We start from the raw sequence: 25,976 nt of genomic DNA on the forward strand, positions 1-25,976 counted from the left end.
ACGTGCGGACATGAGCGGGCTCTCGCTTCGGGGCGCGAGGCTCGGGGTGGTGCGGGGGCCCTCTAGCAGGCGCACATTCGACACATACAACGAGCACCGGGCGTCAGGGTCGCCTCGGTCGCAAAGGTGCGGCAGCTCGTCGTGGTCATGCGATCAGTAAACCAGACGTACGGTCCTTACCGACCGCCGCTGTCCGCATACTGGACAGCGGCGGACAGCGCTCAGCCGCGGACCGAGATCTCCACTCCCCCGTCGGTGACCAGGGCGGACAGGGCCGACAGGTCCTTCACCACCAGGTCGGCGTCGAGCTCGTGGGTCCGGTGGGTTGTGGTCAACGCCACGGTGGTCATCCCGGCGGCACGACCGGCCGCCAGACCGGCGGGGGCGTCCTCGAAGACGACGCAGTGGGCCGGGTCGACGCCCAGTTCGCGGGCGGCGAGGAGGTAAGGCTCGGGGTCGGGCTTGCCGCGGGTGATGTCGTCGGCGGTGACCATCGTCTTGGGGAGGATCCCGACGGCGTCGAGCCGGGCCTCGGCCAGCCTGCGGGTGGCGGAGGTCACGACGGCCCAGCGGTCGGCGGGCAGCGAGTCCAGGAACGCCTTGGTGCCGGGCAGCAGGTGGACGCCGTCGTTCGGTACGTCCTCCACCTCCAGCGTCTCGATCCTTGCGAGCGCCTCCGGCACGACATCGGCGGGCAGCAGGTCGGCGACTATCTCGACGGCCGGGCGCCCGTGCAGCTCGATGGTGCCGAACTCCTCCGTGATGCCGTACTCCTCGGCCCACAGCGCCCAGCATCGGTCGACGGATGCGAGGGAGGAGACGAGTGTGCCGTCGTTGTCGAACAGGAGAGCGCGTGCGTGGATCGTCATGGTCTGGACCCTACGGGGCCGCCGGGGTTTGCCGGACACGGCCTCGGGTGCCGATCATGGCCCGCATGAGATCAGAGGTGCGGGCCTTTCTGACCGACGGACCACTGCCCGACGAGGACGCCGAGGGAGACGAGATAGACCGGCGGGTGGAGCAGATGGCGGCGATCGCGAAGCCGGTGACGGCCGAGGAGGCCCGCGCGCTGGCCGACTGCTTCGGTCCCGACGACTGCTACGGCGTGGCCTGGACGCTGCTGCACCTGATCGAGACGGGGCCGAACCCGGTGTTCACCGTACGGCCCGGACCCGATGCCAACGAGTGGCGGCACAGGTTGTGGCAGCGGTGTGTGAACGCCGGACTCGTGGCCGACGAGGCGGCCGGCTGACCGTCGGGGCCGGGCGCATCAGGTCTTTTGGGCCGTATTAAGGTCGCTCCATGCTTGATGCCCTGACGCTGGTGACCGGCGTCGCCGCGCTGCTGCTCGCCGCCTGGTGCGGGTGGGCCGCCTACCGTGACCAGCCGACGAAGGACTGGCACTTCATCGGCATGGCCGTGGTGACGGTGCTGGCCCTGGTGCAGCTGGTGGCCGGGATCGTGCTGCTGGCTCGGGGCGAGAAGCCGGAGCAGGGCACGACGATCTTCGTGGCGTATCTGCTGGGCGCGTTCGCGTGTATTCCGGCCGCGGGCTTCATGTCGCTGGCCGAGCGGTCCAAGTGGGGTTCGGTGACGGTCGCCGCCGGCGGTGTGGTGCTGGCCGTGCTGGAGGTGCGGCTCTATGACATCTGGGGAGGCTGAGGTGGCCGTGACACAGGACAAGCCCACCAGGACGCGGCTGATCAGCGGGCCCGGAATACTGCTGGTGTGGCTGTACGGCGTGATGGTGGTCGGGGCCGTGTCGCGCTCGGCGTACCAGATCGCGACCGAGTTCGACCGGGCGCCGCTCGCCTATGCGTTGTCGGCCGTCGCGGGTCTCGTCTACGGCTTCATCACGTACACCCTGGTGCGGGGCGGGGAAACGGCCCGCAAGGCGGCGCGGCTGTGCTGCGCCGCCGAACTCGCGGGCGTGCTGATCGTCGGTACGTGGACCCTGCTGGAGCCCTCGGCGTTCCCCGATGCGACCGTCTGGTCCGACTACGGCATGGGGTATCTGTTCATCCCCGTACTGCTGCCCCTGTCGGCCCTGTACTGGCTCCGCAAGGCACGAACCGTCACGCCGTAGTGGCGTACGTCCCCGCAGGCTTCTCCAGGACGATCATCGGGACGCCGTCCGCGCCCTTCGAGGTGCCCACCGCCTCGTAGCCCACCTTGCGGTAGAGGCGCAGGTTGCCCTCGCTGCGGTGGCCCGTGAAGAGGCGGAACTTCGTGGCGCCGCGCTGTTCCACCAGGGCGGATTCGGCCGCGCGGAGCAGGCGGGCGCCGATGCCGTGGCCCTGGAGGCGGGGGTGGACGCAGAGCTTGCCGATGGCGGCGGCGCCGTCCGCGGTGACGCTGCCGCGGACCGAGCCGACGACCTCCTCGCCGAGGCGCGCCACGAAGACACAGTCCGCGGCGACCTCCGCGCGGACCGAGTCCAGGGTCTGGACCAGCGGGTCGATGCGGTAGTTGCCGTACAGCGCCGCCTCGCTCTGGAAGCACAGGTACTGCAGCCTGAAGATCTGCTCCGCGTCCTGCTCGGTCGCCGCCGAGATGGTCACGCTCATGCCCATGTGCGCACGCCTCCCGCTCACCTGATCGCCTGTCGTCCCTCACTCCTATCCCCGCACTCCGCGGGCCGCAACCTCCGGTGTGAGCAATCGCCGCAGACATCCCAGGCATCTGGAACGTTCCGGGCCGAGACTGCCCTGTGAGATACCCAACTCCCCCGCGATTTCCCGGTATGTCAGGTCGTTCGGGGAGAGGAGCGCCTCCACTAGGCGGGGGCAGCGGCCGGGGAGGCGGCGCACCGCCTCGCGCAGGGCTCGATGGCGGGCGGCGGTGAGGGCGAGGTGTTCGGGGTCATGGCGATCGGTGTCGGCGGCGGGCTCGCTCTCGTACGGCTGTTCCCGTCGCGTCGTACGGCGGCTTCGGCGTGCCTCGGAGCGGACGGCCCTGCGCAGCCAGCCCTGCGGGTCCACGGGTGGGCCGTCCGAGTCGAGGCGTTCCAGGAGACGTAACCAGACCGCCTGCTCCAGGTCGCCCGGCTCCGTTCCGGAGGCGTGTGCCTCGGCGGAGGCCTCCGCGAGGAGCAGCGGGCGCAGGGCGGCAACCAGGTCGTGCGTCATACGCGGCACGACGCGGCCGCCCGGGCATGAGGTTGCCCGGGCGGCCGACAGTCACCCCAACCGGGGCGCGGGGTCTCAGCTGTTGACGAAGTCCTCGCGGGCCAGCACGCCCATGTCGGGGTTGTCGGTGAAGACGCCGTCGATGCCGGTCGCGAAGTACACCTTGTAGGCGCCGAAGACGTCGCCGTAGGCGTCCGCGTCGGTGCCCTTGCGGAAGTTCGCGGGGAGGAAGGGGTTCTCGTTGCGCATCGTCCAGGGGTGCAGGACCAGGCCGACCTTGTGCGCGTCGTTCACCAGCGTGGTGGGCGTGGTGAGGTTGCCGCTCGCGTCCTTCGGGATGACGAGGTCCAGGGTGGGGCCGATGCCCTGGGCGTAGGAGGCGATCTCCCTGAGGCCGGCCGGCTTGACCAGGTCGGCGACCGTGCGCGGGTCGCCCGTCTCGACGAAGTCCCAGGGGCGGGTGGCCGGGCCGGAGAGCAGGACCACCAGCGGGTTGTCGACCAGCTTGTTCAGGCGCTGGATGCTGGTCGGCTCGAAGGACTGGATGATGACAGGCGAGTTCCGCTTGTCCTTGCCGTGCTTGTGCAGCACCTTGGCGATCCGCTCCTCCAGGGCGAGGCCCTGCTTGCGGAAGTAGGTGGGGTGCTTGAGCTCGGGGTAGATCCAGACCTGCTTGCCGCGCTTACGGGTCTGCTCGTCCTGCCACTTCAGGACCTCTTCGAAGGTGGGGATCTCCCAGCGGCCGTTGTAGAGGGTGTTGTGCGGGCGGTTCGCCGGGATGCGCTCGATCGCGCGCAGCGTCTTCAGCTCGGCGAGCGTGAAGTCCTCGGTGAACCAGCCGGTGGTGGCGACGCCGTCGAGGGACTTCGTCTTCTTCCGGTCGGCGAACTCCGGGTGGTCGGCGACATCGGTCGTGCCGCCGATCTCCGGCTCGTGCCGGCAGACGAGGTGACCGTCCTTGGTGGGCACCAGGTCGCCCGCCTCGACGATGTCGGCGCCCATGTCCAGGGCCAGCTGGTAGGAGCCGAGGGTGTGCTCGGGCCGGTACCCGCTGGCGCCCCGGTGGCCGATGATCGTCGGCTTGGGCAGGCTCTTCATTCCACCGCCACCTCCACCGCCGGGCCGGGCCTCGGCCGCTCTCGCCGTACCGGACAGCCCGAGGACCGCTCCGCCCGCGCCGAGCACGGCCGCGCCGAGAAGCATCCGCCGTCCGGTTACGCCCGCCTGCTCGTTCTCCTGGGTTCCCATGAGGGCCCTCCCTGACCTTCCGCTCATTCAGTGCGCGCCGATCGTAGGTGCGCGCACATGACGGATGGGAGACCTCCGGCGGAACTCGCGGGTGACGCTGAATGTCGTACGGGAAAGGTGAGATGACGGCCCGTCGGAATGGGCCGGGCGGTGCGGGGAAGTCGTCGGGTAGGCCTCAGGGGCGATGTCCGTCACATCATGGCGGGAGCGTTACGCGCCGCCCACGACGCGCCACCGCAGGTAAACGTGCGTCAACAGTGCGTAAGACCTCGGTGAAGTCGGCCCACCCGATGTGCGGGACCCCGGGAACCGCGAGTATCGTCCTCACCTGCACAGACTTATACCGAATCCCTTGACACCGGAGGGCCCGTTGTCCCGCTTCGCGCTCATCAAGGCAGTGCTCGGACCGATCATGCGCCTGATGTTCCGCCCACAGGTGGAGGGCGCGGAGCACATCCCGGGCGACGGTCCGGTCATCCTGGCCGGCAACCACCTCACGTTCATCGACTCGATGATCCTGCCGCTGGTCTGCGACCGTCAGGTCTTCTTCATCGGCAAGGACGAGTACGTCACCGGCAAGGGACTCAAGGGCCGTCTGATGGCCTGGTTCTTCACCGGCGTCGGCATGATCCCGGTCGACCGGGACGGCGGCCGGGGCGGGGTCGCGGCCCTGATGACCGGGCGCCGCATCCTGGAGGAGGGCAAGGTCTTCGGCATCTACCCCGAGGGCACGCGGTCTCCCGACGGGCGGCTGTACCGGGGGCGCACCGGTATCGCGCGGTTGACGCTGATGACCGGTGCGCCTGTCGTTCCCTTCGCCATGATCGGCACCGACAAGATCCAGCCGGGTGGGGCGGGGATGCCGCGGCCTCGGAAGGTGACGGTTCGCTTCGGTGAGGCGATGGAGTTCTCCCGGTACGAGGGGATGGACCGGGACCGTTATGTGCTGCGGGCCGTCACCGACTCCGTGATGACTGAGGTCATGCGGTTGTCCGGGCAGGAGTACGTGGACATGTACGCCAGCAAGGCGAAAGAGGCGGCTTAGCTCCGCCGGTTGGACCGAGAGGTTCGTGGGGCTTCGGGCTGTTTGTCGGCTGCCCGTTCGTGGGGGCTGAGCGCGCAGTTCCCCGCGCCCCTAGGGTCGGCTGTCCAGCCGTTGGCCGCGGAGCATGAACCATGCTGCCACCGCCGCCGCGAGCAGTACGGCCGCCCCGGCGCCCGACGCGAGTGCGAGGCCGTCGACGAAGGAACTCCGGGCCGCGTCCAGCATCGCCTCGGACGACTGCGTCGGCATGTCGGCCGCCGCCTCCACCGCACCCCCCAGTGACTCGTGCGCCTCCGCCGGGGTGCCCGCCGGGCCCGTGAAGTCCCGGTAGACGCCCGTCACGATCGAACCCAGTACGGCGATTCCCAGGGCCGCGCCCAGCTCGTACGCCGTCTCGGACACGGCGGACGCGGCACCCGCCTGCTCCTTCGGTACGGAGCCGAGGATCACGTCGGACGTCACCGTGAAGGAGAAGCCCGCGCCGACGCCGACCACCAGCAGGGCCGCGCCGAGCAGCGGATAGCCCGTCGAGCGGTCGATCACCGTGAGGGCGGCCAGCGCGAGGCCGATCGCCGCGAGGCCGCCGGAGACCACGGCCCGTACCGAGAAGCGGCGGGCCACGCGGCCGGCGATCAGGCCGGCCACCACCGCGCCGATCGCGGCGGGCAGCTCCGCGAGACCCGCCTCGAACGGGCCCCTGCCCTGCACGAGTTGCAGGAACTGGGAGAGGAAGAACACCAGGCCGGACAGGCCGAGGATGGTCAGCAGGTCGGCGAGTACCGCGCCGCTGAAGCCACGGTGGCGGAACAGTCGCATGTCCAGCAGGGGGATCGGCAGGGTGAACTGGCGGCGGACGAAGCCGTACAGCGCGGCCGCGCCCAGCAGGCCCACGGCGAGCGTGGCCCAGGCGAAGCCGTGGGTGGCGGCCTCCTTGACGGCGTACACGATGCCGACCATGCCGATGAGCGACAGGACGACGCTGATCAGGTCCCACGGGCCGGAACTGGGGTTTCGTGATTCGGGCAGCAGCTTGATGCCGACGAGGACGAGGACCGCCATCACGGGCAGGTTGATCAGGAAGACCGAGCCCCACCAGAAGTGTTCGAGGAGGAATCCGCCCGCTATCGGGCCGACTGCCGTACCGGCGGAGGCCGTCGCGCCCCAGATGCCCACCGCCAGGCTGCGTTCGCGCGGGTCGTGGAAGAGGTTGCGGATCAGGGCGAGGGTGGCGGGCATCAAGGTGGCGCCCGCGACGCCGAGCAACGCCCGGGCCAGGATCATCAGTTCGGGCGTCGTCGCGTAGGCGTTGAATACGGATATCGCGCCGAACGCCGTGGCGCCGACGAGCAGGATCCGCTTGCGGCCGATGCGGTCGCCGAGGCTGCCCATCGACACCAGCAGACCCGCGATGACGAAGGAGTAGACGTCGCCTATCCACAGGAGCTGGGTGCCGGAGGGCTTCAGGTCCTCGCTGATGTAGGGGGTCGCGAGGCCGAGGACGGTCGCGTCCACGGCCACCAGCAGCACTGCGAGCACGAGGACGGACAGCGCGAGCCAGCGGCCCGGACGCTTCACCGCCTCGGTCGTGGTCGCCGGCTGCAGGGTGCTGGTCATGATTCCTCTCTTCTGAGCGCGCCGCCGAGCAACAGCTCGACGATCATGTGGTGGAAGTCCTTGGGGGCGACCTTGCCGCTCTGCACGACCCAGGCGCCGGAGGCGAGCAGCCCGAACAGGGCCTCGGTGAGCCACGCGGGCGTGAGATCGATCCGGAACTCGCCGTCCTGCTGTCCGCGCCGGAACAGCGCGGCGATACGGCCGTCGATCCTCGACCAGCCCTCGTTCTGCTCCTCGCCCTCGAACAGCTGGTTCTCGGTGTAGAGGAAGGCGAGGAGCCCGGCGGCGGACTCGACCTCGCGGACGAGACGTCGTACGGCGTCACTCGCCGGGCCGTCGTCCAGCCTCGCCGCGTCCACCGCCGCCTCGCACTCCGCGATACCGAGCGCCTCCAGCGCCCGGACGAGCGCGTCCCGCCCGGCGAAGTGCCGGTGCAGCGTGGCCCGGCTGATCCCGGCGGCCTTGGCGACCTCGTCCATGGTCGCGGTGGATTTGCGGGTCAGCAGGGCTGCGGCGCTGCGCAGTACGTGGTCACGATCGACGGCCATGAGACAACCATAGCCCACATGAGACATTCATGTCTCATTCAAGGCGTGTGCAGCTCACAGCCCTGTGCAGAGCTCACTTTTTTCGGTCGCGCCTCAGTGCCAGGGCAGCTGCCCGCGCCGCTCCCAGTACGCGCCCGGCTCCTCCACCAGCGCGCCGAGCCGCTCCACCTGCTCGTCGTCGAGGTCCACGACCGCCGCGTGCAGGTTGGACGCGAGCTGTACGGTTGTCGCGGCGCCGGAGAGGACCACGCCGGCCCAGGGTCGGCGGAGGATCAGGGCGAGGGCGACGGCGTCGCAGCCCAGAGACGTTTCCGCGGCTACGGCCTTCAGCGCGTCCGGCGCGTGCGGGTCCGCGAGCCGTCCGTTGGCCATGCCCTCCTTGACGATCACCGTGAGTCCGGCGTCATGGGCCTCGGCGAGGGCGGGGCCGGCCGAGGTCTCCAGGGCGTTGTACGTCGACTGGACGGTACGGAAGAGGGGCTCGCCGTCGACCGTCACGGCGAGGGCGGCACGGATCGCGTCGACCTGGGCGGGGCCGCTGGTGGAGAAGCCGATGGTGAGGCCCTGGGCGGCGGATTCGGCCAGCCTGGCGTGGAGGTCCTTGTCGGTGAGGGCCGGGCTGTCCGGGGTCACCGAGTGGATCTGGTAGAGGTCGAGCCGGTCGCCGAGCAGGGCGTCGGTCTCGGCGCGCTGGCGCTCGTAAGTCGCCAGGGTGTGGTCCTTGACCTCGTGTTTCTCGGCGTCGGTGGTCCAGTCCGCGGTGTAGGTGTAGCCCCACTTGCTGCCCACGACGATGTCGTCGAATGCGGGGCGGGCGTTGAGCCAGTCCGCGAGGAACTCTTCGGAGCGGCCGTAGGAGCGGGCGACGTCGAAGTAGCGGACGCCTTGGGCGTAGGCGGCGTCGAGGAGTTCGTGGGTGCGGGTGCGCAGCGTTTCGACGCTGCGGTCCTCTCCGAGGTCGGTCTCTCGGCCGAGGTTGATGTAGCCGGGGCGGCCGACTGCGGCGAGGCCCAGTCCGAGGTGGCAGGTGGGGGTTGTCGCTGTGGCCAGTCGGGCGAAGGGCATCGCGGGCTCCGTTCGGTCGGATCCGGTTCGGCTTCCGACCAACGTAACCCGTGATGACCTTCGCCTCAGAGCTCGGGTTGTGCAGTGTTCTGGCGGGTGCGGGAACGTCGTGGCTTGTCGCGCCCGCGCGGCGGAGCCGCATATGGACGCAGCCCCGCGCCCCTCAGGCCTTCTGCCGGGCCGTTGCCCATGCGTGCTGGTCGGCCACGTCCGCCTTCACCTCAGCCAGTTGCACCGCCACCGCGCTCGGCGCCGTACCACCCCGGCCGTTGCGGGAGGCCAGCGCACCCGGCACGTTCAGGACCGAGCGCACCTCCGGCGTGAGGTGGGCGGAGATCTTCGCGAACTGCTCGTCCGTCAGGTCGTCCAGCTCCTTGCCCTCGGACTCGGCGACCTTGACGCACTCGCCGGCGACCTCGTGCGCGACCCGGAACGGGACGCCCTGCTTGACCAGCCACTCGGCGATGTCGGTGGCGAGGGAGAAGCCGGCCGGGGCCAGTTCCTCCATGCGCTCGCGGTTGACGGTGAGGGTGGCCATCATGCCGGTGAAGGCGGGGAGCAGGACCTCCAGTTGGTCGCAGGAGTCGAAGACCGGCTCCTTGTCCTCCTGGAGGTCGCGGTTGTAGGCGAGGGGCAGGGCCTTGAGCGTGGCCATCAGGCCCGTCAGGTTGCCGATCAGGCGGCCGCTCTTGCCGCGGGCCAGCTCCGCGATGTCCGGGTTCTTCTTCTGCGGCATGATCGACGAGCCGGTGGAGAAGGCGTCGTGCAGGGTCACGAAGGAGAACTCCTTCGTGTTCCAGAGGATGATTTCCTCGGCGATCCGGGAGAGGTTCACGCCGATCATCGCGGTGATGAAGGCGAACTCGGCGACGAAGTCGCGGGAGGCCGTGCCGTCGATGGAGTTGGCGGAGGACCCGTGCTCGAAGCCGAGGTCCTTGGCCACGGCCTCCGGGTCGAGGCCCAGGGAGGATCCGGCCAGGGCGCCCGAGCCGTACGGCGAGACGGCCGTCCGCTCGTCCCACTGACGCAGCCGCTCGGCGTCCCGGGACAGGGACTGCACATGCGCCAGGACGTGGTGGGCGAAGAGCACCGGCTGGGCGTGCTGGAGGTGGGTGCGGCCGGGCATCGCCACGTCCGGGTGGGCCTCGGCGAGGCCGATCAGCGCGTCCTGGAGGTCGGCGATCAGGCCGCCGATGATCCGGGCGTGGTCGCGCAGGTACATCCGGAAGAGGGTGGCGACCTGGTCGTTGCGGGAGCGGCCGGCCCGGAGCTTGCCCCCCAGGTCCGGGCCGAGGCGCTCCAGCAGGCCCCGCTCCAGGGCGGTGTGGACGTCCTCGTCGGCGATCGTGCCCACGAAGGCATCCGAGGCCACGTCCGCTTCCAGCTGGTCGAGGCCCGCGAGCATCCGGGTCAGCTCGTCCTCCGTCAGGAGCCCCGCCTTGTGCAGCACGCGCGCGTGGGCACGCGAACCGGCGATGTCGTACGGCGCCAGCCGCCAGTCGAAGTGGACGGACGCGGACAGCTTGGCCAGGGCCTCGGCGGGACCGTCGGCGAAACGGCCGCCCCAGAGCCGGACGTCACCGCTGTTGCTGCTCACTTGCTGCGCTCCTCGGAAGAGTCTGCGTGTGTGGCACCGCCTCCCCGTGGCGTGAACGGGGAGGCGGTCGTCAGGCCAGTGCGCGCTCACCACACATTGACCTGCATGAGTATGCAGACCTCTGCATGATTCGTCAATCCGGCCCGCGCGGGACGGAAATCGGGCGCCGGAAATTCGGCACACCCATTGAACGCGGGAAACCGCTTACCCGTATCTCTCGCTGAACGCAGGCGCCGCGTTCGTAAACGACGACACCCCCGAACCCGAGTGAGGCATCCGCATGTCCAGGGCTCTTCCGAAGTACAACAAGCGTCGCGTCGCGTTCATCGGCGGCGCCGCCGCGGTGGCGCTGTCCGGCACGGTGATCGCCGGTTTCGCGCTCGCCGGGGAGACGTCCCGGAGCAGCGGCACGAACGCCCGGACGCTGGCCGGGCCCGGCACGATCACGTGTCCGGACGTCACCGGCCAGCTGCCCGCGATCCCGGCGTCCGCACAGGCCGAGGTCGACCGCAACCTCGCCCAGCTCCAGACCCAGATCGACGAAGCCAACCAGCGCCTCGTCGACACCGTCGGCCAAGGCGGCCCCAACTTCGTCCAGAACGCCATCCTCGGCCCCCTCGAAGACAAGCGCGTCGCCGCCCTCAACCGCATCGAAACCGCCATCGGCCGCGCCGCCGCCAAGCCCGAAGGACTGGAGGCCTTCGCCGCCTGCACCCTGAACGCCGACGGCGGTGCGGGAGCCGGCGAAGAGGCCGGCGCCGGTGAGGAAGCCGGTGCGGGCGAGGACGCGGGCGCCGGTGCGGAGGCCGGTGCGGGCGAGGAGGCCGGGGCCACGCCGAGCGAGACGGCCACGGAGGAGGCCGGGGGCGCGGCGGGCGAGGAAGCGGGCGACGCCGCGGGCGAGGCGGGGAACGCCGGCGCCGGCGCGATCACGTGTCCGGACGTCACCGGCCAGCTGCCCGCGATCCCGGCGTCCGCACAGGCCGAGGTCGACCGCAACCTCGCCCAGCTCCAGACCCAGATCGACGAAGCCAACCAGCGCCTCGTCGACACCGTCGGCCAAGGCGGCCCCAACTTCGTCCAGAACGCCATCCTCGGCCCCCTCGAAGACAAGCGCGTCGCCGCCCTCAACCGCATCGAAACCGCCATCGGCCGCGCCGCCGCCAAGCCCGAAGGACTGGAGGCCTTCGCCGAGTGCACCCTGAACCAGTGAGCTGACACAGCAGCCATGGCCGCCCCGTTGGCACGCCGGCCGGGGCGGCCATGGTGATGCCCCGTCAACCCGCCGAACCGGCAATTCCTTAGACAAGCGAACGACCCACGTCCATACTCGGTGGACGTGGGAAAAACTTATGAACGCGTAGACGGCAGACTCCGCGCCTTCATCGAGGAGCAGCCCCTCTTCTTCACGGCGACCGCTCCCCTGTCCGCCGACGGCACGGTCAACCTCTCCCCCAAGGGTCTGCGCGGCTCCTTCGCGATCCTCGACGAACTCACCCTGGCCTACCTCGACTTCGCCGGCTCCAACGCCGAGACCGTCGCGCATCTGCGGGAGAACGGCCGGATCACCCTCATGTGGTGCGCCTTCCAGGGGCCGCCCAACATCGTCCGCGTGCACGGCCGCGGTGAGGCCGTCTTCCGCGACGACCCACGGTTCAAGGAGCTGCTCGGCCACTTCCCCGACATCGACCCCTCCCTGCACGGCCTGCGCGCGATCATCGTGGTGCGGGCCGAAGTCATTCGGGACTCCTGCGGGTACGCGGTGCCCTTCATGACGTACGACGAGGACCGCGACCTGCACGCCAGGCGGTTCGCGCGCGAGGACGACGACTCGCTGAGCGCGTACTTCGCCAAGAGGCACATCGCGACCAGCCTGGATGGCCTACCCGGGGTGCCGTTGCCGCTCCCGCCTTCTAGCGTCTGAGCCATGCGCCCCGGTGTCGTCGCCCTCGCGTCCGCGTCCCTCCTCGTGCTCGGCGCCACGCCGGGCGACGGACCGCCGCAGCCGCTGCCCGCGCGCATGGCCGACACCGGGGGCGGCTCCCAGCTGATCACCGCGGTGGCCCCGAAGACCGGCTCGACGTCGGGGACGCTCACCTGGTGGGACCGCGTCGACGGACAGTGGGTGAAGGCCGGTTCGGCACCGGCCCGGTTCGGGGCGAAGGGGCTGGTCGAGGGGGCCTCGCGCAAGCAGAGCACCCACACGACACCCACCGGGCTGTACGGGCTGCCGTACGCCTTCGGCATCGAGGCGGCGCCGCGCGGCACGGCGTACGAGTACCGCCGCGTCCACCAGGACTCCTGGTGGTGCCAGGACAACGACTCGCGCGCCTACAACCGCTGGACCGAGCCGCTGGCGCGCGACTGCCGGGCCGCCGAGTCCGAGCACCTGATCTCGTACGGGGCGCTCTACGCGCACGCGCTCGTCATCGGGTTCAACTACGAGCGGCCGGTGAAGGGGCGGGGGGCCGGGATCTTCCTGCATGTGAAGGGGCGGGGGGCGACGGCGGGTTGTGTGTCGGTGCCGCGGGAAGCGATGAAGCGGATCATCGGGTGGGCCGATCCCGGACTACGACCGCACATCGCGATCGGCACGGCGAGCGGCACGACCGCGATCACCCGGTACTGAACAAGCACTGAAGGGATCGCTGAGCAAGCCCCACTGAACACACGGACCTCCCCGCACGTACCTCAGGGCCAAGGGACCACGCCCATCACGCACTCCCCTTGCTCCCGTCCCCGGAGGAACCGTGACCACCACGCTCGCAGGCGGCCGTGCCGCTCGCCGTCAGACGATGCGCCGTATTCGCCCGCGCCGCTCCCCGGCCGTCCCTCTGGTGATCGCCCTGTGGGCGGGCGCGGCGGCGGTGCTGTGGCTGTGGTGGGACAACACGCCCTCCCTCGCGGACAACACCGCCAAGATCCTCGCCGCGGGGCGGATCACCGGTCTGCTGGCCGGCTATCTGATGGCCCTCGTGGTGCTGCAGATGGCCCGGGTGCCCGCGCTGGAGCGGCGGGTGGGCTCGGACCGGGTCGCGCGCTGGCACGCGATGAGCGGTCGTTACACGATCTGCCTGGTCATCGCCCACGTCTTCCTCACCATGTGGGCGTACGCCCTCCAGGCCGGCAAGACGCTCGGTGACGTCGTCCAGCAGACGATCGACTCGGTCAACACGCTGCCGGACATGGGCAAGGCGGCCATCGGCACCGGCCTGCTGTTCCTCATCGCGTTCCTCTCGATCGGCGGCGTCCGCCGCATGATCGGGTACGACACCTGGTACCACGTGCACCTGCTCACGTACGCGGCGGTGTACCTGACGTTCTGGCACCAGATCACCACCGGCAACGAGTTCGCCGTCGAGCCGTCCGCGAAGACCTTCTGGTACGGGCTGTACGGGATCGTGACCGCGCTGGTGGTCTGGTACCGGATCCTCACCCCGATCCGCCTCAACCTGCGGCACCGGATGTACGTCGAGGCGGTCATCGAGGAGGCGCCGGGCATCGTGTCGGTGCTGATCGGCGGGCGCAAGCTGCACCGTATGGGAGCGGAGGCCGGGCAGTTCTTCCGGTGGCGGTTCAAGGCGCCTGGCATGCGGTTCAGTTCCCATCCCTACTCGTTGTCGGCGGCGCCCCGCCCCGACATGCTGCGGATCACGGTCAAGGCGATCGGCGACCACACCTCGCGCCTGCGCGACCTGAAGCCGGGCACCAAGGTGTGGGCGGAGGGGCCGTACGGCGCGATGACCGCCCAGCGCCGCAGCCGGGGCAAGGTGCTGCTGGTGGCGGGCGGGGTCGGGATCACGCCGATGCGGGCCCTGTTCGAGACGCTGCCCGGCGCGTCCGGCGACATCACCCTGCTCTACCGGGCCAACAGCACCCAGGACCTGGCGCTGTGGGACGAGCTCGCGGCCATCGCCGACGAGCGCGGTGCCCGGCTGATGTACGCGGTCAACAGCCCGGACGGCGAGCGGCCGGACATCTCGGCGGAGCGGTTGCAGCAGAAGCTGCCCGACATCGACAAGCACGACGTGTTCATGTGCGGGCCGGCCGGCTTCGCGCAGTCCGTCTACGAAGCACTGCGCGGCGCGGGTGTGCCCGCCCGCCGCATCCATCACGAGTCGTTCGAGATGTGAGCGACGGGACGTCACACACCAGACTTCGGACTTCAGGAGCTGTAGGAGCCATGAGGAAGAGTCACCCCATCCGGCGTGTCGTGCTGGCCGGCGCGGCCACCGTGTCCGGGATCGTGCTGCTGCTGTCGCTGAAGCCGGCGACCGACCCGGCCTCCGCGGCGGCGGGCGGCACGGCACCACCCGCGGCGGCGGCGCCACAGGGCGGCGCCCAGGCGGCCGGAACCGGCAACTTCACCGGTGACGCGGCACAGACCCAGTACGGGGCCGTGCAGGTGCGGCTCACCGTTGCGGGCGGGAAGATCACCAAGGCGGAGGCCGTCCAGGCACCCAAGGGCGGCCAGAGCGACCAGATCACCGCGAACGCCGTACCCAGGCTCAACCAGGCGGCGATCGCCGCGCAGAGCGCCGACATCGACGCGGTGTCGGGAGCGACGTACACCAGCGCCGGCTACAAAAAGTCCCTCCAGTCGGCGGTGGACAAGGCCAAGGCGAGCGGCGGTTCGCAGAGTTCGGGCGCCGCCCAGGCGGCCACGGTCACCGGCGATGCCGTCCAGACCCAGTACGGCGCGGTCCAGGTCCGGATCACGGTCAGCGGCGGAAAGATCACCAAGGCCGAGACCGTCCAGGCACCCAAGGGCGGCCAGAGCGACCAGGTCACCGCCAACGCCGTACCCAAACTCAACCAAGCCGCCGTAGCAGCCGGGACCGCCGACATCGACGCCGTCTCCGGAGCCACGTACACCAGCGCCGGCTACAAGGAATCCCTCCAGTCGGCCCTCGACAAGGCGCAGGCGAGTGCCGGTTCCTCGCAGGGCTCGGCGGGCGCCCAGGGGTCGGGCGCCGCCCAGGCCCGCACCATCACCGGCAGCGTCTCGCAGACCCAGTACGGACCGGTCCAGGTCCGGATCACCGTCAGCGGCGGAAAGATCACCAAGGCCGAGACCGTCCAGGCACCCAAGGGCGGCCAGAGCGACCAGGTCACCGCCAACGCCGTACCCAAACTCAACCAAGCCGCCGTAGCAGCCGGCAGCGCCGACATCGACGCCGTCTCCGGAGCCACGTACACCAGCGCCGGCTACAAGGAATCCCTCCAGTCGGCCCTGGACCAGGCCGGTGGCTGACACGGTGGCGGAACCTACGGAAGCTCCCGCCGCGGTACGTCATGCGGAGGAGGTCATGGGGACGGTCTTCTCCTTCGACGTCCGCGGCGGGGAACCCGGTGCCGTCGAGGCGGCACTGGAAGAGGCGGTCGCCGGACTGCACCGGGTCGACGAGGTGTTCAGCACCTACCGCGACGACAGCCAGGTCTCCCTGCTGGCGCGCGGTGAGCTGACCGTCGAGCGGTGCGATCCGGAGGTCGCCGAGGTGCTCGAACTGGGCGCCGAGGCGGAGCGCCTCAGCGAGGGCTGGTTCAGCACGTCGTACGAGGGCAGCGTCGATCCGACCGGCATCGTCAAGGGCTGGTCCGTCGAACGCGCGGCCCGCCGCCTGGCGCAGGTCCCCGGCGTGAGCGGCGTCAGCGTCAACGGCGGCGGCGACGTGCAGTTGCTGGGCGTGCCGGGGGCACAGCGCCCCTGGCGGGTCGGCGTCTCCGATCCTCTCCGCCCGGGTGGCCTCGCGGCCGTCGTCTCCGCCGCCGGTCTGGACGAACTGGCGGTGGCCACATCCGGCACGGCGGAGCGGGGCGCCCACATCGTCGACCCCCGCACGGGCCGTTCCGCCGTGACGGACCTGGTGGCGGTGACGGTGGTAGCCCCCAGCCTGACCTGGGCGGACTGTTGGGCGACAGCGGCTTTTGCCATGGGGTCGAGGCAGGGTTTGCGTTGGCTGGAGTCGCTGCCCGACGTGGAGGCCCTGCTGATCACGGCGGGCGACGAGGTGAGATGCACAGGGGGCCTGGCATCTCGGCTCGGGTGAGTCACCCAACCCAGGGGCGCGGGGAACTGCGCGACCAGCCACAGACCACCGGCAGCCAACAACCAACAACCACCCCTACGGCGACTGGTGCCCGTTCTGAGCCAACCGCAACAAGTGATCCGCCAAGGCCTGCCCCCCCGTGGGATTCCGGCTGATCAGCAGCAACGTGTCGTCACCGGCAATCGTCCCCAGAATGTCCTGCAACTCGGCCTGATCAATGGCCGAGGCGAGGAACTGCGCCGCCCCCGGAGGGGTCCGCAGGACCACGAGATTCGCGGAAGCCTCCGCGGAGATGAGCAGCTCCTGCGACAACCGCCGCATCCGCTCCTCCTTGGCCGACTCCCCCAGCGGCGCACGGGGAGTCCGAAACCCCCCCTCACTGGGCACCGCGTAGATCAGATCGCCCTCGTTGTTACGGATCTTCACCGCATTGAGCTCGTCCAGATCCCGGGAGAGCGTCGCCTGCGTGACGCTCAACCCGTCGTCGGCGAGCAGCTTCGCCAATTGGCTCTGCGACCGCACGGGTTGCCGGTTGAGGATGTCCACGATCCGGCGGTGGCGGGCGGTGCGCGTCTGCGGCACGGCAGGCCCGGCGGCCCCGTTGTGCTCGTGGTCCTGCGCCTGACTCATCGTCGTCTCATTCCCCGGATCATCCGTCCCCGTTGGCCACGTCAAGGATGCCGGGCAGCGCCTGAAGAAGCGCCTCCACTTCGTCGTCACCGAGGTTCAGCGGCGGCATCAGCCGTACGACATCGGGGGCGGGCGCGTTCACCAGGAAACCGGCGTCCTGAGCCGCCTGCTGCACCTCGGCGGCGTGCGGCTCGGTGAGCACGATACCCAGGAGGAGTCCCGCGCCCCGGACATAGTCGATCAACGGGTGGCCCAGCGCCTCGATCCCGTCGCGCAACTTCTCGCTCTGCCGCTTGACGTTCTCCAGCAACCCGTCGTTCGCGATCGTGTCCACAACCGCCAGTCCGGCGGCACACGCGACCGGGTTGCCGCCGAAGGTCGTCCCGTGCTGGCCGGGCTGCAGCAGCTCCGCGGCCCGCCCGAAGGCGACCGTCGCACCCAGCGGCAGCCCGCCGCCGAGCTGCTTGGCGAGCGTGACGACGTCGGGCAGGACGCCCTCGTGGGCCTGGTACGCGAACCAGTGCCCGGTACGGCCCATGCCGGTCTGCACCTCGTCGAGGACGAGCAGCGAGCCGTTGGCGGCGGTGATCGCCCGCGCGGCCTTCAGATAGCCGGCCGGCGGCACCACGACGCCGTTCTCGCCCTGCACCGGCTCGATGATCACCAGGGCCGTCTCCTCGGTCACCGCCGCGGCCAGCGCCTGCGCGTCGCCGTACGGCACATGCGTGACGTCACCGGGCAGCGGCAGGAACGGCTCCTGCTTGGCCGGCTGGCCGGTGAGCGCGAGGGCACCCATGGTGCGGCCGTGGAAACCGCCCTCGGTGGCGACGACGTGGGTCCGTCCGGTCAGCCGGCCGATCTTGAACGCGGCCTCGTTGGCCTCGGCGCCCGAGTTGCAGAAGAAGACCTTGCCGTCGCGGCCGAAGAGCTGGAGCAGCCGTTCGGCGAGGGCGATCGTCGGCTCCGCCATGAAGAGGTTGGAGACGTGACCGAGGGACGCGATCTGCTCGCTCACGGCCTCGACGATCGCGGGGTGCGCGTGGCCGAGCGCGTTGGTCGCGATGCCGCCGACGAAGTCGGTGTACTGCTTCCCGTCGGCATCCCAGACCTTGAGCCCCTCACCACGGACGAGAGGGAGCCGCGGGGTGCCGTAGTTGTTCATGAGCGAGCCCTGCCACCGCTGGGTGAGCTCCGCGTTCGCCGCCGTCTCGGTCATCCGGCATCCCCCTCTTGCGCGTCCGGCACGACCATCGTGCCGATGCCTTCGTCGGTGAAGATCTCCAGCAGGATCGAGTGCTGGACCCGGCCGTCGATGACGCGGGCGGTGGTGACGCCGTTGCGTACGGCGTGCAGGCAGCCCTCCATCTTCGGCACCATGCCGGAGCTCAACTCCGGCAGCAGCTTCTCCAGTTGGGAAGCGGTGAGGCGGCTGATCACCTCGTCGCTGTTCGGCCAATCCTCGTAGAGGCCCTCGACGTCGGTGAGGACCATGAGGGTTTCGGCGCCCAGCGCAGCAGCGAGTGCCGCAGCCGCCGTATCAGCATTGACGTTGTAGACATGTCCGTCGTCCTGGCTGCGGGCGATCGACGAGACGACCGGGATGCGGCCATCGGCGAGCAGGGCCTCGATCGCGCCCGTGTCGATCGCGGTGATCTCGCCCACCCGCCCGATGTCGACGAGCTCGCCGTCGATCTCGGGCTGGTGCTTGGTGGCGGTGATGGTGTGCGCGTCCTCGCCCGTCAGGCCGACGGCGAGCGGGCCGTGCTGGTTGAGCAGTCCGACGAGCTCGCGCTGCACCTGCCCGGCCAGCACCATCCGTACGACGTCCATGGCGTCCTCGGTGGTGACGCGCAGGCCCGCCTTGAACTCACTGACGATGCCGTGCTGGTCGAGGGCGGCGCTGATCTGCGGGCCGCCGCCGTGCACGACGACCGGCTTGAGGCCCGCGTGGTGCAGGAACACGACGTCCTGAGCGAACGCGGCCTTCAGGTCCTCGTCGATCATGGCGTTGCCGCCGAACTTGATGACGACGGTCTTGCCGTTGTGGCGGACCAGCCACGGCAGCGCCTCGATGAGGATCTGTGCCTTGGGGAGGGCGGTGTGCTTACGGGTCGGGGACTTTCCCTCTTCTGAGTGATTGACCGTCATAACCGACTTTCGAAAGGATCTCGGATCAGCCGCCGGGCGGGCGGTGCTGGCCTGCGGAGGCGGCGTAAGACTTACCCCGGACTCGTCCGAGGGCGAGCGGCCGCCTGTGAAACAGGAACCCTCGTCGGCGACGACGAGGACCCGCGACAACCAAGCGGGCACGTCAAGAGGAGTACGCGCTGTTCTCGTGGACGTAGTCGGCCGTCAGGTCGTTGGTCCAGATCGTCGCAGACTCATCGCCTGCCGCGAGGTCCGCCACAATGTGCACCTCGCGGTAGCGCATGTCGACCTTGTCGCGGTCCTCGCCGACGCCGCCGTTCTTGCACACCCAGACGCCGTTGATGGCGACGTTGAGCCGGTCCGGTTCGAAGGCGGCGGACGTCGTGCCGATCGCGGAGAGGACGCGGCCCCAGTTGGGGTCCTCGCCGTGGATGGCGCACTTGAGGAGGTTGTTGCGGGCGATGGAGCGGCCCACCTCGACGGCGTCGTCCTCGGTCGCGGCGTTGATCACCTCGACCTTGATGTCCTTGCTGGCGCCCTCGGCGTCGCGGATCAGCTGCTGCCCGAGGTCGTCGCAGACGGCCCGTACGGCCTCGGCGAACTCCTCGTATTCCGGGGTGACTTCGGCGGCGCCGGAGGCGAGCAGCAGCACGGTGTCGTTGGTGGACATGCAGCCGTCGGAGTCGACGCGGTCGAAGGTGACCTTGGTGGCGGCGCGCAGGGCCTTGTCCAGAACGTCGCTGTCGAGGGCGGCGTCGGTGGTGAGGACGACGAGCATGGTGGCGAGGCCGGGCGCGAGCATGCCGGCGCCCTTCGCCATCCCGCCGACGGTCCAGCCGTCCTTCGTCACGACGGACGTCTTGTGGACGGTGTCGGTGGTCTTGATGGCGATGGCGGCCTTCTCGCCGCCGTGCTCGGAGAGCTGGGCCGCGGCGGTCTCGACGCCCGGGAGCAGCTTGTCCATGGGCAGCAGCACGCCGATGAGGCCGGTCGAGCACACGGCGATCTCGATGGCGCCGCGGCCGAGTACCTCGGCCACCTTCTCGGCGGTGGCGTGGGTGTCCTGGAAGCCCTTGGATCCCGTACAGGCGTTGGCGCCACCGGAGTTGAGGACGACGGCGGAGACCTGACCGCTCTTGAGGACCTGCTCGGACCACAGCACCGGTGCGGCCTTGACGCGGTTGGAGGTGAAGACGCCCGCGGCGGATCGGCGGGGCCCGGTGTTGACCACGAGGGCCAGGTCCGGGTTGCCGTTCTCCTTGATTCCGGCCGCGATGCCCGCGGCCGTGAATCCCTTTGCTGCCGTCACACTCACGGCGCGACTCCGATCGTCGTAAGGCCGGTGGTCTCGTCGAGACCCAGGGCGATGTTCATGCTCTGGACGGCACCGCCCGCGGTGCCTTTGGTCAGGTTGTCGATGGCGCTGATCGCGATGATGCGGTTCGCGGCGGCGTCGTACGCGACCTGCACCTGAACGGCGTTCGAACCGTAGACGGACGCCGTGGCGGGCCACTGTCCCTCCGGGAGGAGGTGGACGAAGGGCTCGTCGGCGAAGGCCTTCTCGTAGGCGGCGCGGACGGAGTCCGCCGTGACTCCGGGGCGCGCGGTCGCGCTGCACGTGGCGAGGATGCCGCGGGGCATCGGCGCGAGGGTCGGCGTGAAGGAGACACTCACGGTTTCCCCGGCCGCCGCGCTGAGGTTCTGGATCATCTCGGGCGTGTGCCGGTGGCCGCCGCCGACGCCGTACGGCGACATGGAGCCCATGACCTCGCTGCCCAGCAGGTTCGGCTTGGGCGCCTTGCCCGCGCCGGAGGTGCCGGAGGCGGCGACGATCACGGCCTCGGGCTCGGCGAGAGAGGCGGCGTAGGCCGGGAAGAGGGCGAGCGAGACGGCGGTCGGGTAGCAGCCGGGTACCGCGATGCGCTTGGACCCCTCCAGCGCGGCGCGGCCACCCGGCAGTTCGGGGAGGCCGTACGGCCAGGTGCCGGCGTGCGGGGAGCCGTAGAAGGCCTCCCAGTCGCCGGCGTCCTTCAGCCGGAAGTCGGCGCCCATGTCGACGACCAGGACGTCCGGGCCGAGCTGCTCGGCCACGGCGGCGGACTGACCGTGGGGCAGGGCGAGGAAGACGATGTCGTGGCCGGCCAGCACCTCGGCCGCGGTCTCCTGGAGAACGCGGTCGGCGAGGGGCAGCAGGTGCGGCTGGAGCGCACCGAGCCGCTGGCCGGCGTTCGAGTTACCGGTCAGGGCGCCGATCTCGATCCCGGGGTGTGCCAGGAGCAGACGCAGCAGTTCCCCGCCCGCATATCCACTCGCTCCGGCCACTGCCGCACGTACCGCCATGGAAACCTCCTCTTAGACGGCATGACTATACGTTTCGCTGCACGTTTATGCAATCGCGTCGAGTGGGTATACAGCCCCATTGCGCAGCAGACGCATAGGATCGCCGACGTGGCACTGCGACCTGTGATGGTGAACATAAAGGCTCTTGATCACTCGGCGGTCGGACGGTTCTGGGCGGAGGCGCTCGGCTGGAGTGCTTACAGCCCGGGCGTGACCACCTACGTCGGACCCTCCGGCGGCCTCGTCTGGCCGGACCCGGTCGCCGTCGGCATCGACGTCGTTCCCGTCCCGGAACCCAAGACGGCGACGAAGAACCGTGTGCACCTCGATCTTGCCACCACCTCGGCGGCCCACCAGGCGGAGTTGGTCGCCCGCCTGAAGGCGCTCGGTGCGACGCCCGCCCACGTGGGCCAGGGCGACATGCCGTGGACGGTCCTCGCCGATCCGGAGGGCAACGAGTTCTGCGTGCTGGAGCCTCGGGAGATCTACCGGGACACCGGGCCGATCGCCGCGGTGGTGGTCGACTGCGCCGATCCGCGGGCCATGGCCCGGTTCTGGGGTGAGGCGACGGACTGGGCCCTGCACGAGGTGACCGACGATCAGGCTGTGTTGCGCTCCGCCAAGGGTGTCGGCCCGTTTCTCGAGTTCGTCCGCACGCCCGACGTGAAGACCGTGCCGGACCGCGTCCATCTCGACCTCCTGCCCTACCCCGGCGACGACAAGGCGGCGGAGGTGGCCCGGCTGCGCGCCCTCGGCGCCACCGACCTCGACCTCGGCCAGGGCGACGTGCCGTGGACGGTCCTCGCCGACCCGGAGGGCCACGAGTTCTGCGTCCTCGCCCTGTCCTGACGGGTCCGGGGTGGGTGATCCCAACAAACGGCAGGGCAGGTGCCCGCTGCTCGGCGAGTGAGGCCGGCCGAGGTGCTCGCTCACACCGGTTCCTGCTCGGCCGGCACCGGCACGCACCACGCCGACGTGGTGCCACCGTCGGCCGGAATACCGACGCCGTTGTCGGTGACCGTGAGGCGCACCTGGTGGGAAGTGTCGGTACACCTGGGCGTAGGCGAAGCGCACCGATGCCGGGGCGTCGGCCGCTCACCGAGGTGAGCGCCGGCGGGCCGTGCAGCGACCACTCGGGTGGCGACTGGCCCCCGTGCTCCTGCCGCGTCACAGACTCGCAAGGAGGTCGTCGAGGGGCGCCGGTGCCTGTTCGGGCTCCAGGGCCTCGACGAGGAGGTGGCCGTAGCGGATCTTGCGGCCCTTCTTCGTGCCGAGGAAGCGCCGCAACTGCTGCTGCCGGGGCCTGCCGTGCTGTGCGGGCTGGCGCAGGAAGGTCTGCCAGGCGCGCAGGTCACCCTCGGTCCGGACGATCTCCTCGACCCTTGCCGTACCGAGCGCGCGGATCAGCTCGTCCTCGAGGTCCCGCACGCACACGAAGAACGCCGAGTGCGAGGCCGCCCGGGCCCGCTTCAGGGCGCGGTCGTAGAAGCGCCGCTCGCCCTCGTCGCACAGTCCCGCCAGGCGCAGGCCGAGGCCGGACGGCCCGAGGAGTCCGGCGTAGCGGCCGACGCTCATCGCCCCGCCCATCGGCACGACGCACACCCCCTCGGCGGCCAGGTCCCGGCCACGCCGTGCGGCCAGTGCCTCCACGGCCGCGAGGTCGCTCGGCCCTTCCAGCAGCACCGCCGTCCGCACCTCCAGCCGCACGGCCAGGTCGCTCGCCGCCCCGCCGGGACCGCCGGCCGCCCAGCCACGGAGCTCGTCACGGAACGCTCGCATGTCCGCCATGGAGCGAGTCTGCCCCTCCCCCGACGACACGGCACGCACTTTTCGACGCCCCCGCGCGACCTGCCGGGCGCCCGGGCGGCGTGCTGTCGTCCGCACGCGAAGGCGCGGGCCGCTGCCCCTCGGACAGCGGCCCGCGCCGGAACCGGCTACCTCTGCTTGATCCGCAGGAAGGTGATCGAGTTCGCCGGGAAGGTGTACGTGAACTTGTCCGTGACCCCCGAGAAGGTGGAGGTCACCGGCGCGACCGGCGTCTCGGTCTCGCTGTTCACGGCGTTCGGGTCGGCGGACAGGGTCGTCACCCGGGCCTTGGACGCGACCTTCGCGCCACCCAGGTCGATCGCGGTGCGGGCCGCCGACGACTGGGCGTTGACGACCTTGACGATCAGGTCACCCGTCTTGGCGTCCTTGGTGACGACCTGGCGGAACGGCTCGGCCGGCTTGTCGTCGGTGAAGCTGCCCCACTCCTGGCCGTCGAGGTACAGGGTGACCTGGCGGCCGCGCACCTTGATGTCGATGTCGTAGGTGCGGCCCGTCTCGATCGTCCCGGCCTTGGAGATCAGCGTCGACTTTCCGCCGTCCACGGCCTGCTCGACGGCGGACTGGGTGTTGTTCCAGCCGCCCAGGTTCCACCAGTAGTAGTTGCCGGTGTCCTTGACGCCGAAGGCGACGAGGAAGCCCTCCTTGCCGGACTTCTTGGTGGCCTTCGCGTGCAGGTCGTAGTCGTGCCAGGTCGGGTCGCCGGCCGAGACCATCGTGTTCTCCGCGGCCGCGTCCGTCTGGACGTACTGCCCGTCCTGGATGCTCCAGCTGCCGCCGCCGGTGTGCGTCCACTTCGCGGCGTCACCGGAGAAGTCGTCGCTGAGCAGCGTCTTCCCGTCGGCGTCCGTGACCTTCACATCGTCGTACGCCGCGCTGGTCGCCCACGTCGACAGGCCGACCGCACCGGTGATGGGGCCCATCAGCGACGGCGTTCCGGTCGCCTTCGAGGGCACCACCCGGTCGCCGACGTTGTTCATGAACAGCTTCTGGACCTCGTAGTTGGCGGAGTTCCAGGAGGCGTGGTTGTTGAACCACACCATGTCCGGGCTCCACTGCACATAGTCCTCGTTGGCGTACAGCGGTGCGTACGAGGCGAGTTTGACGACGTCCGCGTTGCGCTCCAGGCCGGTCATGAACGCGGCTTCGGCGAGGCCGTTCTTGAAGGCGTTGCCCCAGGAGGCGTACTCGCCGAGGAAGACCTTCGGGCCGCTGCGGTCGTAGGAGTCGTAGCGGTCGTTGTTCTGCAGGAACCACTGCGGGCTGTTGTAGTAGTGCTCGTCGACCATGTCGACCTTGTTCTCACGGTTGAGCTGCCAGGCCGTGTCGAAGGTCTGACCGGCGTCGTCCGGACCGGAGTTGGACACGACCGTGATGTCGGGGTACTTCGCCTCGATGGCGGCGCGGAACTGCTTGAACCGGGCCATGAACTCGACCGGCAGGTTCTCCTCGTTGCCGACCCCGATGTGCGTGAGGTGGAACGGCTTCGGGTGGCCCATCTGGGCGCGCTTCTTGCCCCAGGTGGAGGTCACCGGACCGTTGGCGAACTCGATGAGGTCGAGGGCGTCCTGGATGTGCCGCTTGAGCAGGGCCTCGTCGTCGACGGCCTTGTTCTGGCCGCAGCCGGTCACCAGGGCCGGTACGACGGGCAGCGGCATGGCGCCGATGTCCTCGGCGAAGCGGAAGTACTCGTAGTAGCCGAGGCCGTAGGACTGGTTGTAGCCCCAGAAGTTGGCGTTGGTGGCGCGCTCCTCGACCGGGCCGATGGTGTCCTTCCACTGGTAGGAGCGCTTGCGCTGCCAGTTCGAGGACTCGCTGTAGTCCTCCATGGAGCCCGTGTTGACCAGGCAGCCGCCGGGGAAGCGCAGGAAGCCGGGCTTGAGGGCCGCGACCTTCTCGGCGAGGTCCTTGCGCAGGCCGTTGGCCTGGTTCTTGTAGGTGTCGCGCGGGAACAGGGACACCATGTCGAGGGCGGCCGCGGCGGAGGAGCCGACGGTGAGGCGGCCGTCGCTGCTGGTGCGGGTCGCGGTGAAGGTGGCGGTGTACTTGGCCCAGCCGCTCTTGGTCACGGCCACTTGGCGAGCGGTGGCGAGAGCGCCGTCGGCGTCCTGCAACGAGACGGTCAGGGTCGTACCGCTCTCGGCGCGGGCCCACACCGAGAAGTCGTACTTCTTGCCCGCCTCGACTCGGACGCCGGTGTTGTAGCCCGCGTTCGTGACGGACGAACCGGCGCCCAGGGAAAGGTAGTTGCGGTTGCGCTCGTTGAGCCGGCCGGCGTCGTTCAGGACCTGTGCGGTGCCGTCGACCGTCCAGGAGGTGAGCGGCGTGTACGACCGGTTGTCGTCCGTGGAGTACTCGAAGGACCGGTTCTGCACGAGTTCGGCGTACAGACCGCCGTCCGCGGCCCGGTTGATGTCCTCGAAGAAGACGCCGTACATCGTGTCGTCGATCTTCGCGCCCTTGGTGGCGGGGTCGACGGTGATGGCGTAGTCGGTGACGTCCTCGGCGTGGGCGGGGGCCGGGACCAGACCGGCGGCCACCATGAAGGCGGTCGCCGTCAGCCCCAGTCTCCAACGGGTGCGCGTGCGTGGCATGGATACTCCGGCGGCTCGATGTTCGAAATATCAGACGTTGATCAGCACTTCGAACGGCAAGATAGGGAGGGGATCCGGGCGCGTCAACGGGTCGCGCGGAATCGAAAGTGTCGGAAGGGCCGAAAGAACCGAAAGGGCTGGAAGT

The 25,976-nt window shown here is 70.0% G+C and carries 26 protein-coding genes; 11 read left to right on the top strand and 15 right to left on the bottom strand.

The features are described from left to right. Nucleotides 1-221: 221 nt before the first annotated feature. Nucleotides 222-869 carry an HAD-IA family hydrolase gene (locus tag ACIREI_RS16500; protein WP_403333168.1) on the bottom strand — a complete coding sequence of 216 codons (648 nt, stop codon included), beginning with the start codon at nt 867-869 and terminating at the stop codon, nt 222-224. 65 nt (nt 870-934) lie between these two features. On the opposite strand from ACIREI_RS16500, the gene ACIREI_RS16505 reads away from it, so the two are divergent. From ACIREI_RS16505 to ACIREI_RS16515, 3 genes are read left to right on the top strand one after another with little or no spacing between them, the layout of a single operon-like run. Continuing rightward, nucleotides 935-1,252 carry a hypothetical protein gene (locus ACIREI_RS16505; RefSeq protein ID WP_403333170.1) on the top strand — a complete coding sequence of 106 codons (318 nt, stop codon included), beginning with the start codon at nt 935-937 and terminating at the stop codon, nt 1,250-1,252. 50 nt (nt 1,253-1,302) lie between these two features. Continuing rightward, nucleotides 1,303-1,662 carry a hypothetical protein gene (locus tag ACIREI_RS16510; protein WP_403333172.1) on the top strand — a complete coding sequence of 120 codons (360 nt, stop codon included), beginning with the start codon at nt 1,303-1,305 and terminating at the stop codon, nt 1,660-1,662. Continuing rightward, on the top strand, nt 1,643-2,086 hold the full coding sequence (locus ACIREI_RS16515) for a hypothetical protein (protein WP_403333174.1): 444 nt from the start codon (nt 1,643-1,645) through the stop codon (nt 2,084-2,086). Before ACIREI_RS16510 ends, ACIREI_RS16515 begins: the two co-directional genes overlap by 20 nt. Here the strand turns inward: ACIREI_RS16515 and ACIREI_RS16520 are convergent. From ACIREI_RS16520 to ACIREI_RS16530, 3 genes are all read right to left on the bottom strand, one after another. Next, a complete protein-coding gene (locus ACIREI_RS16520) occupies nt 2,076-2,573 on the bottom strand; it encodes a GNAT family N-acetyltransferase (RefSeq protein ID WP_403333176.1) in 498 nt (165 codons plus the stop codon). The genes ACIREI_RS16515 and ACIREI_RS16520 overlap by 11 nt on opposite strands. Nucleotides 2,574-2,618: 45 nt before the next feature. Continuing rightward, on the bottom strand, nt 2,619-3,128 hold the full coding sequence (locus ACIREI_RS16525) for an RNA polymerase sigma factor (RefSeq protein WP_403333178.1): 510 nt from the start codon (nt 3,126-3,128) through the stop codon (nt 2,619-2,621). A 75-nt stretch (nt 3,129-3,203) separates the two neighbouring features. After that, complete coding sequence (locus ACIREI_RS16530; RefSeq protein WP_403333180.1) at nt 3,204-4,376, bottom strand: glycerophosphodiester phosphodiesterase; 1,173 nt, start codon at nt 4,374-4,376, stop codon at nt 3,204-3,206. A gap of 370 nt (nt 4,377-4,746) precedes the next feature. Here ACIREI_RS16530 and ACIREI_RS16535 point away from each other — a divergent pair, with 370 nt between their 5' ends. Then, nucleotides 4,747-5,421, top strand: a complete 675-nt coding sequence (locus ACIREI_RS16535; protein ID WP_403333681.1) for a lysophospholipid acyltransferase family protein — start codon at nt 4,747-4,749, stop codon at nt 5,419-5,421. Nucleotides 5,422-5,511: 90 nt separating this feature from the next. Here ACIREI_RS16535 and ACIREI_RS16540 read toward each other — a convergent pair whose 3' ends face one another. The 4 genes from ACIREI_RS16540 to argH form a co-directional block, all read right to left on the bottom strand. Further along, nucleotides 5,512-7,035, bottom strand: a complete 1,524-nt coding sequence (locus ACIREI_RS16540; protein ID WP_403333182.1) for an MFS transporter — start codon at nt 7,033-7,035, stop codon at nt 5,512-5,514. Beyond that, entirely contained in the window at nt 7,032-7,583 is a 552-nt protein-coding gene (locus ACIREI_RS16545; RefSeq protein ID WP_403333184.1) for a TetR/AcrR family transcriptional regulator, read from the bottom strand. The genes ACIREI_RS16540 and ACIREI_RS16545 overlap by 4 nt, the downstream gene beginning before the upstream one ends. A gap of 93 nt (nt 7,584-7,676) precedes the next feature. Continuing rightward, nucleotides 7,677-8,648: an aldo/keto reductase gene (locus ACIREI_RS16550; RefSeq protein WP_403333186.1), complete on the bottom strand. Its 972-nt coding sequence runs from the start codon at nt 8,646-8,648 to the stop codon at nt 7,677-7,679. A gap of 163 nt (nt 8,649-8,811) precedes the next feature. Next, entirely contained in the window at nt 8,812-10,245 is a 1,434-nt protein-coding gene (argH, locus tag ACIREI_RS16555; RefSeq protein ID WP_403333188.1) for an argininosuccinate lyase, read from the bottom strand. 280 nt (nt 10,246-10,525) lie between these two features. Here argH and ACIREI_RS16560 point away from each other — a divergent pair, with 280 nt between their 5' ends. The 6 genes from ACIREI_RS16560 to ACIREI_RS16585 all read left to right on the top strand — a co-directional run bounded on the left by ACIREI_RS16560 (nt 10,526) and on the right by ACIREI_RS16585 (nt 16,295). Continuing rightward, nucleotides 10,526-11,458 carry a hypothetical protein gene (locus tag ACIREI_RS16560; protein WP_403333190.1) on the top strand — a complete coding sequence of 311 codons (933 nt, stop codon included), beginning with the start codon at nt 10,526-10,528 and terminating at the stop codon, nt 11,456-11,458. A gap of 126 nt (nt 11,459-11,584) precedes the next feature. Next, nucleotides 11,585-12,169 carry a pyridoxamine 5'-phosphate oxidase family protein gene (locus ACIREI_RS16565; RefSeq protein WP_403333192.1) on the top strand — a complete coding sequence of 195 codons (585 nt, stop codon included), beginning with the start codon at nt 11,585-11,587 and terminating at the stop codon, nt 12,167-12,169. Nucleotides 12,170-12,172: 3 nt separating this feature from the next. Then, nucleotides 12,173-12,874, top strand: a complete 702-nt coding sequence (locus ACIREI_RS16570) for a L,D-transpeptidase (RefSeq protein WP_403333194.1) — start codon at nt 12,173-12,175, stop codon at nt 12,872-12,874. Between the two features lie 121 nt (nt 12,875-12,995). Then, nucleotides 12,996-14,378: a ferric reductase-like transmembrane domain-containing protein gene (locus ACIREI_RS16575; protein ID WP_403333196.1), complete on the top strand. Its 1,383-nt coding sequence runs from the start codon at nt 12,996-12,998 to the stop codon at nt 14,376-14,378. Between the two features lie 50 nt (nt 14,379-14,428). Then, nucleotides 14,429-15,499 (top strand): FMN-binding protein, encoded by a 1,071-nt coding sequence (locus ACIREI_RS16580; protein WP_403333198.1) that lies wholly within the window; start codon nt 14,429-14,431, stop codon nt 15,497-15,499. Continuing rightward, nucleotides 15,492-16,295 carry an FAD:protein FMN transferase gene (locus ACIREI_RS16585; protein ID WP_403333200.1) on the top strand — a complete coding sequence of 268 codons (804 nt, stop codon included), beginning with the start codon at nt 15,492-15,494 and terminating at the stop codon, nt 16,293-16,295. Before ACIREI_RS16580 ends, ACIREI_RS16585 begins: the two co-directional genes overlap by 8 nt. A gap of 75 nt (nt 16,296-16,370) precedes the next feature. On the opposite strand, the gene ACIREI_RS16590 is transcribed toward ACIREI_RS16585, so the two are convergent. The 5 genes from ACIREI_RS16590 to argC all read right to left on the bottom strand — a co-directional run bounded on the left by ACIREI_RS16590 (nt 16,371) and on the right by argC (nt 21,413). Further along, nucleotides 16,371-16,925, bottom strand: a complete 555-nt coding sequence (locus tag ACIREI_RS16590) for an arginine repressor (RefSeq protein ID WP_403333202.1) — start codon at nt 16,923-16,925, stop codon at nt 16,371-16,373. A gap of 19 nt (nt 16,926-16,944) precedes the next feature. After that, nucleotides 16,945-18,141, bottom strand: coding sequence for an acetylornithine transaminase (locus ACIREI_RS16595; RefSeq protein WP_403333204.1), 1,197 nt, complete (start codon nt 18,139-18,141; stop codon nt 16,945-16,947). Further along, nucleotides 18,138-19,073, bottom strand: a complete 936-nt coding sequence (gene argB, locus ACIREI_RS16600; RefSeq protein WP_403333206.1) for an acetylglutamate kinase — start codon at nt 19,071-19,073, stop codon at nt 18,138-18,140. The genes ACIREI_RS16595 and argB overlap by 4 nt, the downstream gene beginning before the upstream one ends. Nucleotides 19,074-19,236: 163 nt before the next feature. Next, entirely contained in the window at nt 19,237-20,388 is a 1,152-nt protein-coding gene (argJ, locus tag ACIREI_RS16605; RefSeq protein ID WP_403333208.1) for a bifunctional glutamate N-acetyltransferase/amino-acid acetyltransferase ArgJ, read from the bottom strand. Beyond that, complete coding sequence (gene argC, locus ACIREI_RS16610) at nt 20,385-21,413, bottom strand: N-acetyl-gamma-glutamyl-phosphate reductase (RefSeq protein ID WP_403333210.1); 1,029 nt, start codon at nt 21,411-21,413, stop codon at nt 20,385-20,387. The genes argJ and argC overlap by 4 nt, the downstream gene beginning before the upstream one ends. 108 nt (nt 21,414-21,521) lie before the next feature. On the opposite strand from argC, the gene ACIREI_RS16615 reads away from it, so the two are divergent. Next, complete coding sequence (locus ACIREI_RS16615) at nt 21,522-22,262, top strand: VOC family protein (RefSeq protein WP_403333212.1); 741 nt, start codon at nt 21,522-21,524, stop codon at nt 22,260-22,262. A gap of 318 nt (nt 22,263-22,580) precedes the next feature. Here the strand turns inward: ACIREI_RS16615 and ACIREI_RS16620 are convergent, their stop codons facing one another. Both ACIREI_RS16620 and ACIREI_RS16625 read right to left on the bottom strand, forming a co-directional pair. Continuing rightward, nucleotides 22,581-23,201, bottom strand: a complete 621-nt coding sequence (locus ACIREI_RS16620) for a TOPRIM nucleotidyl transferase/hydrolase domain-containing protein (RefSeq protein ID WP_403333214.1) — start codon at nt 23,199-23,201, stop codon at nt 22,581-22,583. Nucleotides 23,202-23,347: 146 nt separating this feature from the next. Next, a complete protein-coding gene (locus tag ACIREI_RS16625) occupies nt 23,348-25,831 on the bottom strand; it encodes an alpha-L-arabinofuranosidase C-terminal domain-containing protein (protein ID WP_403333216.1) in 2,484 nt (827 codons plus the stop codon). Between the last annotated feature and the right edge of the window lie 145 nt (nt 25,832-25,976).

The organism is Streptomyces sp. NPDC093591 (genome assembly GCF_044764885.1).
Taxonomy (GTDB): Bacteria; Actinomycetota; Actinomycetes; order Streptomycetales; family Streptomycetaceae; genus Streptomyces.

Excerpts from the sequence above, each read along its gene's own strand:
- ACIREI_RS16505 (WP_403333170.1), top strand. The coding sequence starts at position 935 with ATGAGATCAGAGGTGCGGGCCTTTCTGACCGACGGACCACTGCCCGAC.
- ACIREI_RS16580 (WP_403333198.1), top strand. The coding sequence starts at position 14,429 with ATGAGGAAGAGTCACCCCATCCGGCGTGTCGTGCTGGCCGGCGCGGCC.
- ACIREI_RS16520 (WP_403333176.1), bottom strand. The coding sequence starts at position 2,573 with ATGGGCATGAGCGTGACCATCTCGGCGGCGACCGAGCAGGACGCGGAG.
- ACIREI_RS16530 (WP_403333180.1), bottom strand. The coding sequence starts at position 4,376 with ATGGGAACCCAGGAGAACGAGCAGGCGGGCGTAACCGGACGGCGGATG.
- ACIREI_RS16590 (WP_403333202.1), bottom strand. The coding sequence starts at position 16,925 with ATGAGTCAGGCGCAGGACCACGAGCACAACGGGGCCGCCGGGCCTGCC.
- argC (WP_403333210.1), bottom strand. The coding sequence starts at position 21,413 with ATGGCGGTACGTGCGGCAGTGGCCGGAGCGAGTGGATATGCGGGCGGG.
- ACIREI_RS16625 (WP_403333216.1), bottom strand. The coding sequence starts at position 25,831 with ATGCCACGCACGCGCACCCGTTGGAGACTGGGGCTGACGGCGACCGCC.
- ACIREI_RS16570 (WP_403333194.1), top strand. The coding sequence starts at position 12,173 with ATGCGCCCCGGTGTCGTCGCCCTCGCGTCCGCGTCCCTCCTCGTGCTC.
- ACIREI_RS16620 (WP_403333214.1), bottom strand. The coding sequence starts at position 23,201 with ATGGCGGACATGCGAGCGTTCCGTGACGAGCTCCGTGGCTGGGCGGCC.
- ACIREI_RS16525 (WP_403333178.1), bottom strand. The coding sequence starts at position 3,128 with ATGACGCACGACCTGGTTGCCGCCCTGCGCCCGCTGCTCCTCGCGGAG.
- ACIREI_RS16545 (WP_403333184.1), bottom strand. The coding sequence starts at position 7,583 with ATGGCCGTCGATCGTGACCACGTACTGCGCAGCGCCGCAGCCCTGCTG.
- ACIREI_RS16560 (WP_403333190.1), top strand. The coding sequence starts at position 10,526 with ATGTCCAGGGCTCTTCCGAAGTACAACAAGCGTCGCGTCGCGTTCATC.
- ACIREI_RS16510 (WP_403333172.1), top strand. The coding sequence starts at position 1,303 with ATGCTTGATGCCCTGACGCTGGTGACCGGCGTCGCCGCGCTGCTGCTC.
- ACIREI_RS16500 (WP_403333168.1), bottom strand. The coding sequence starts at position 869 with ATGACGATCCACGCACGCGCTCTCCTGTTCGACAACGACGGCACACTC.
- ACIREI_RS16595 (WP_403333204.1), bottom strand. The coding sequence starts at position 18,141 with ATGACCGAGACGGCGGCGAACGCGGAGCTCACCCAGCGGTGGCAGGGC.
- ACIREI_RS16540 (WP_403333182.1), bottom strand. The coding sequence starts at position 7,035 with ATGACCAGCACCCTGCAGCCGGCGACCACGACCGAGGCGGTGAAGCGT.
- argB (WP_403333206.1), bottom strand. The coding sequence starts at position 19,073 with ATGACGGTCAATCACTCAGAAGAGGGAAAGTCCCCGACCCGTAAGCAC.
- ACIREI_RS16515 (WP_403333174.1), top strand. The coding sequence starts at position 1,643 with ATGACATCTGGGGAGGCTGAGGTGGCCGTGACACAGGACAAGCCCACC.
- ACIREI_RS16550 (WP_403333186.1), bottom strand. The coding sequence starts at position 8,648 with ATGCCCTTCGCCCGACTGGCCACAGCGACAACCCCCACCTGCCACCTC.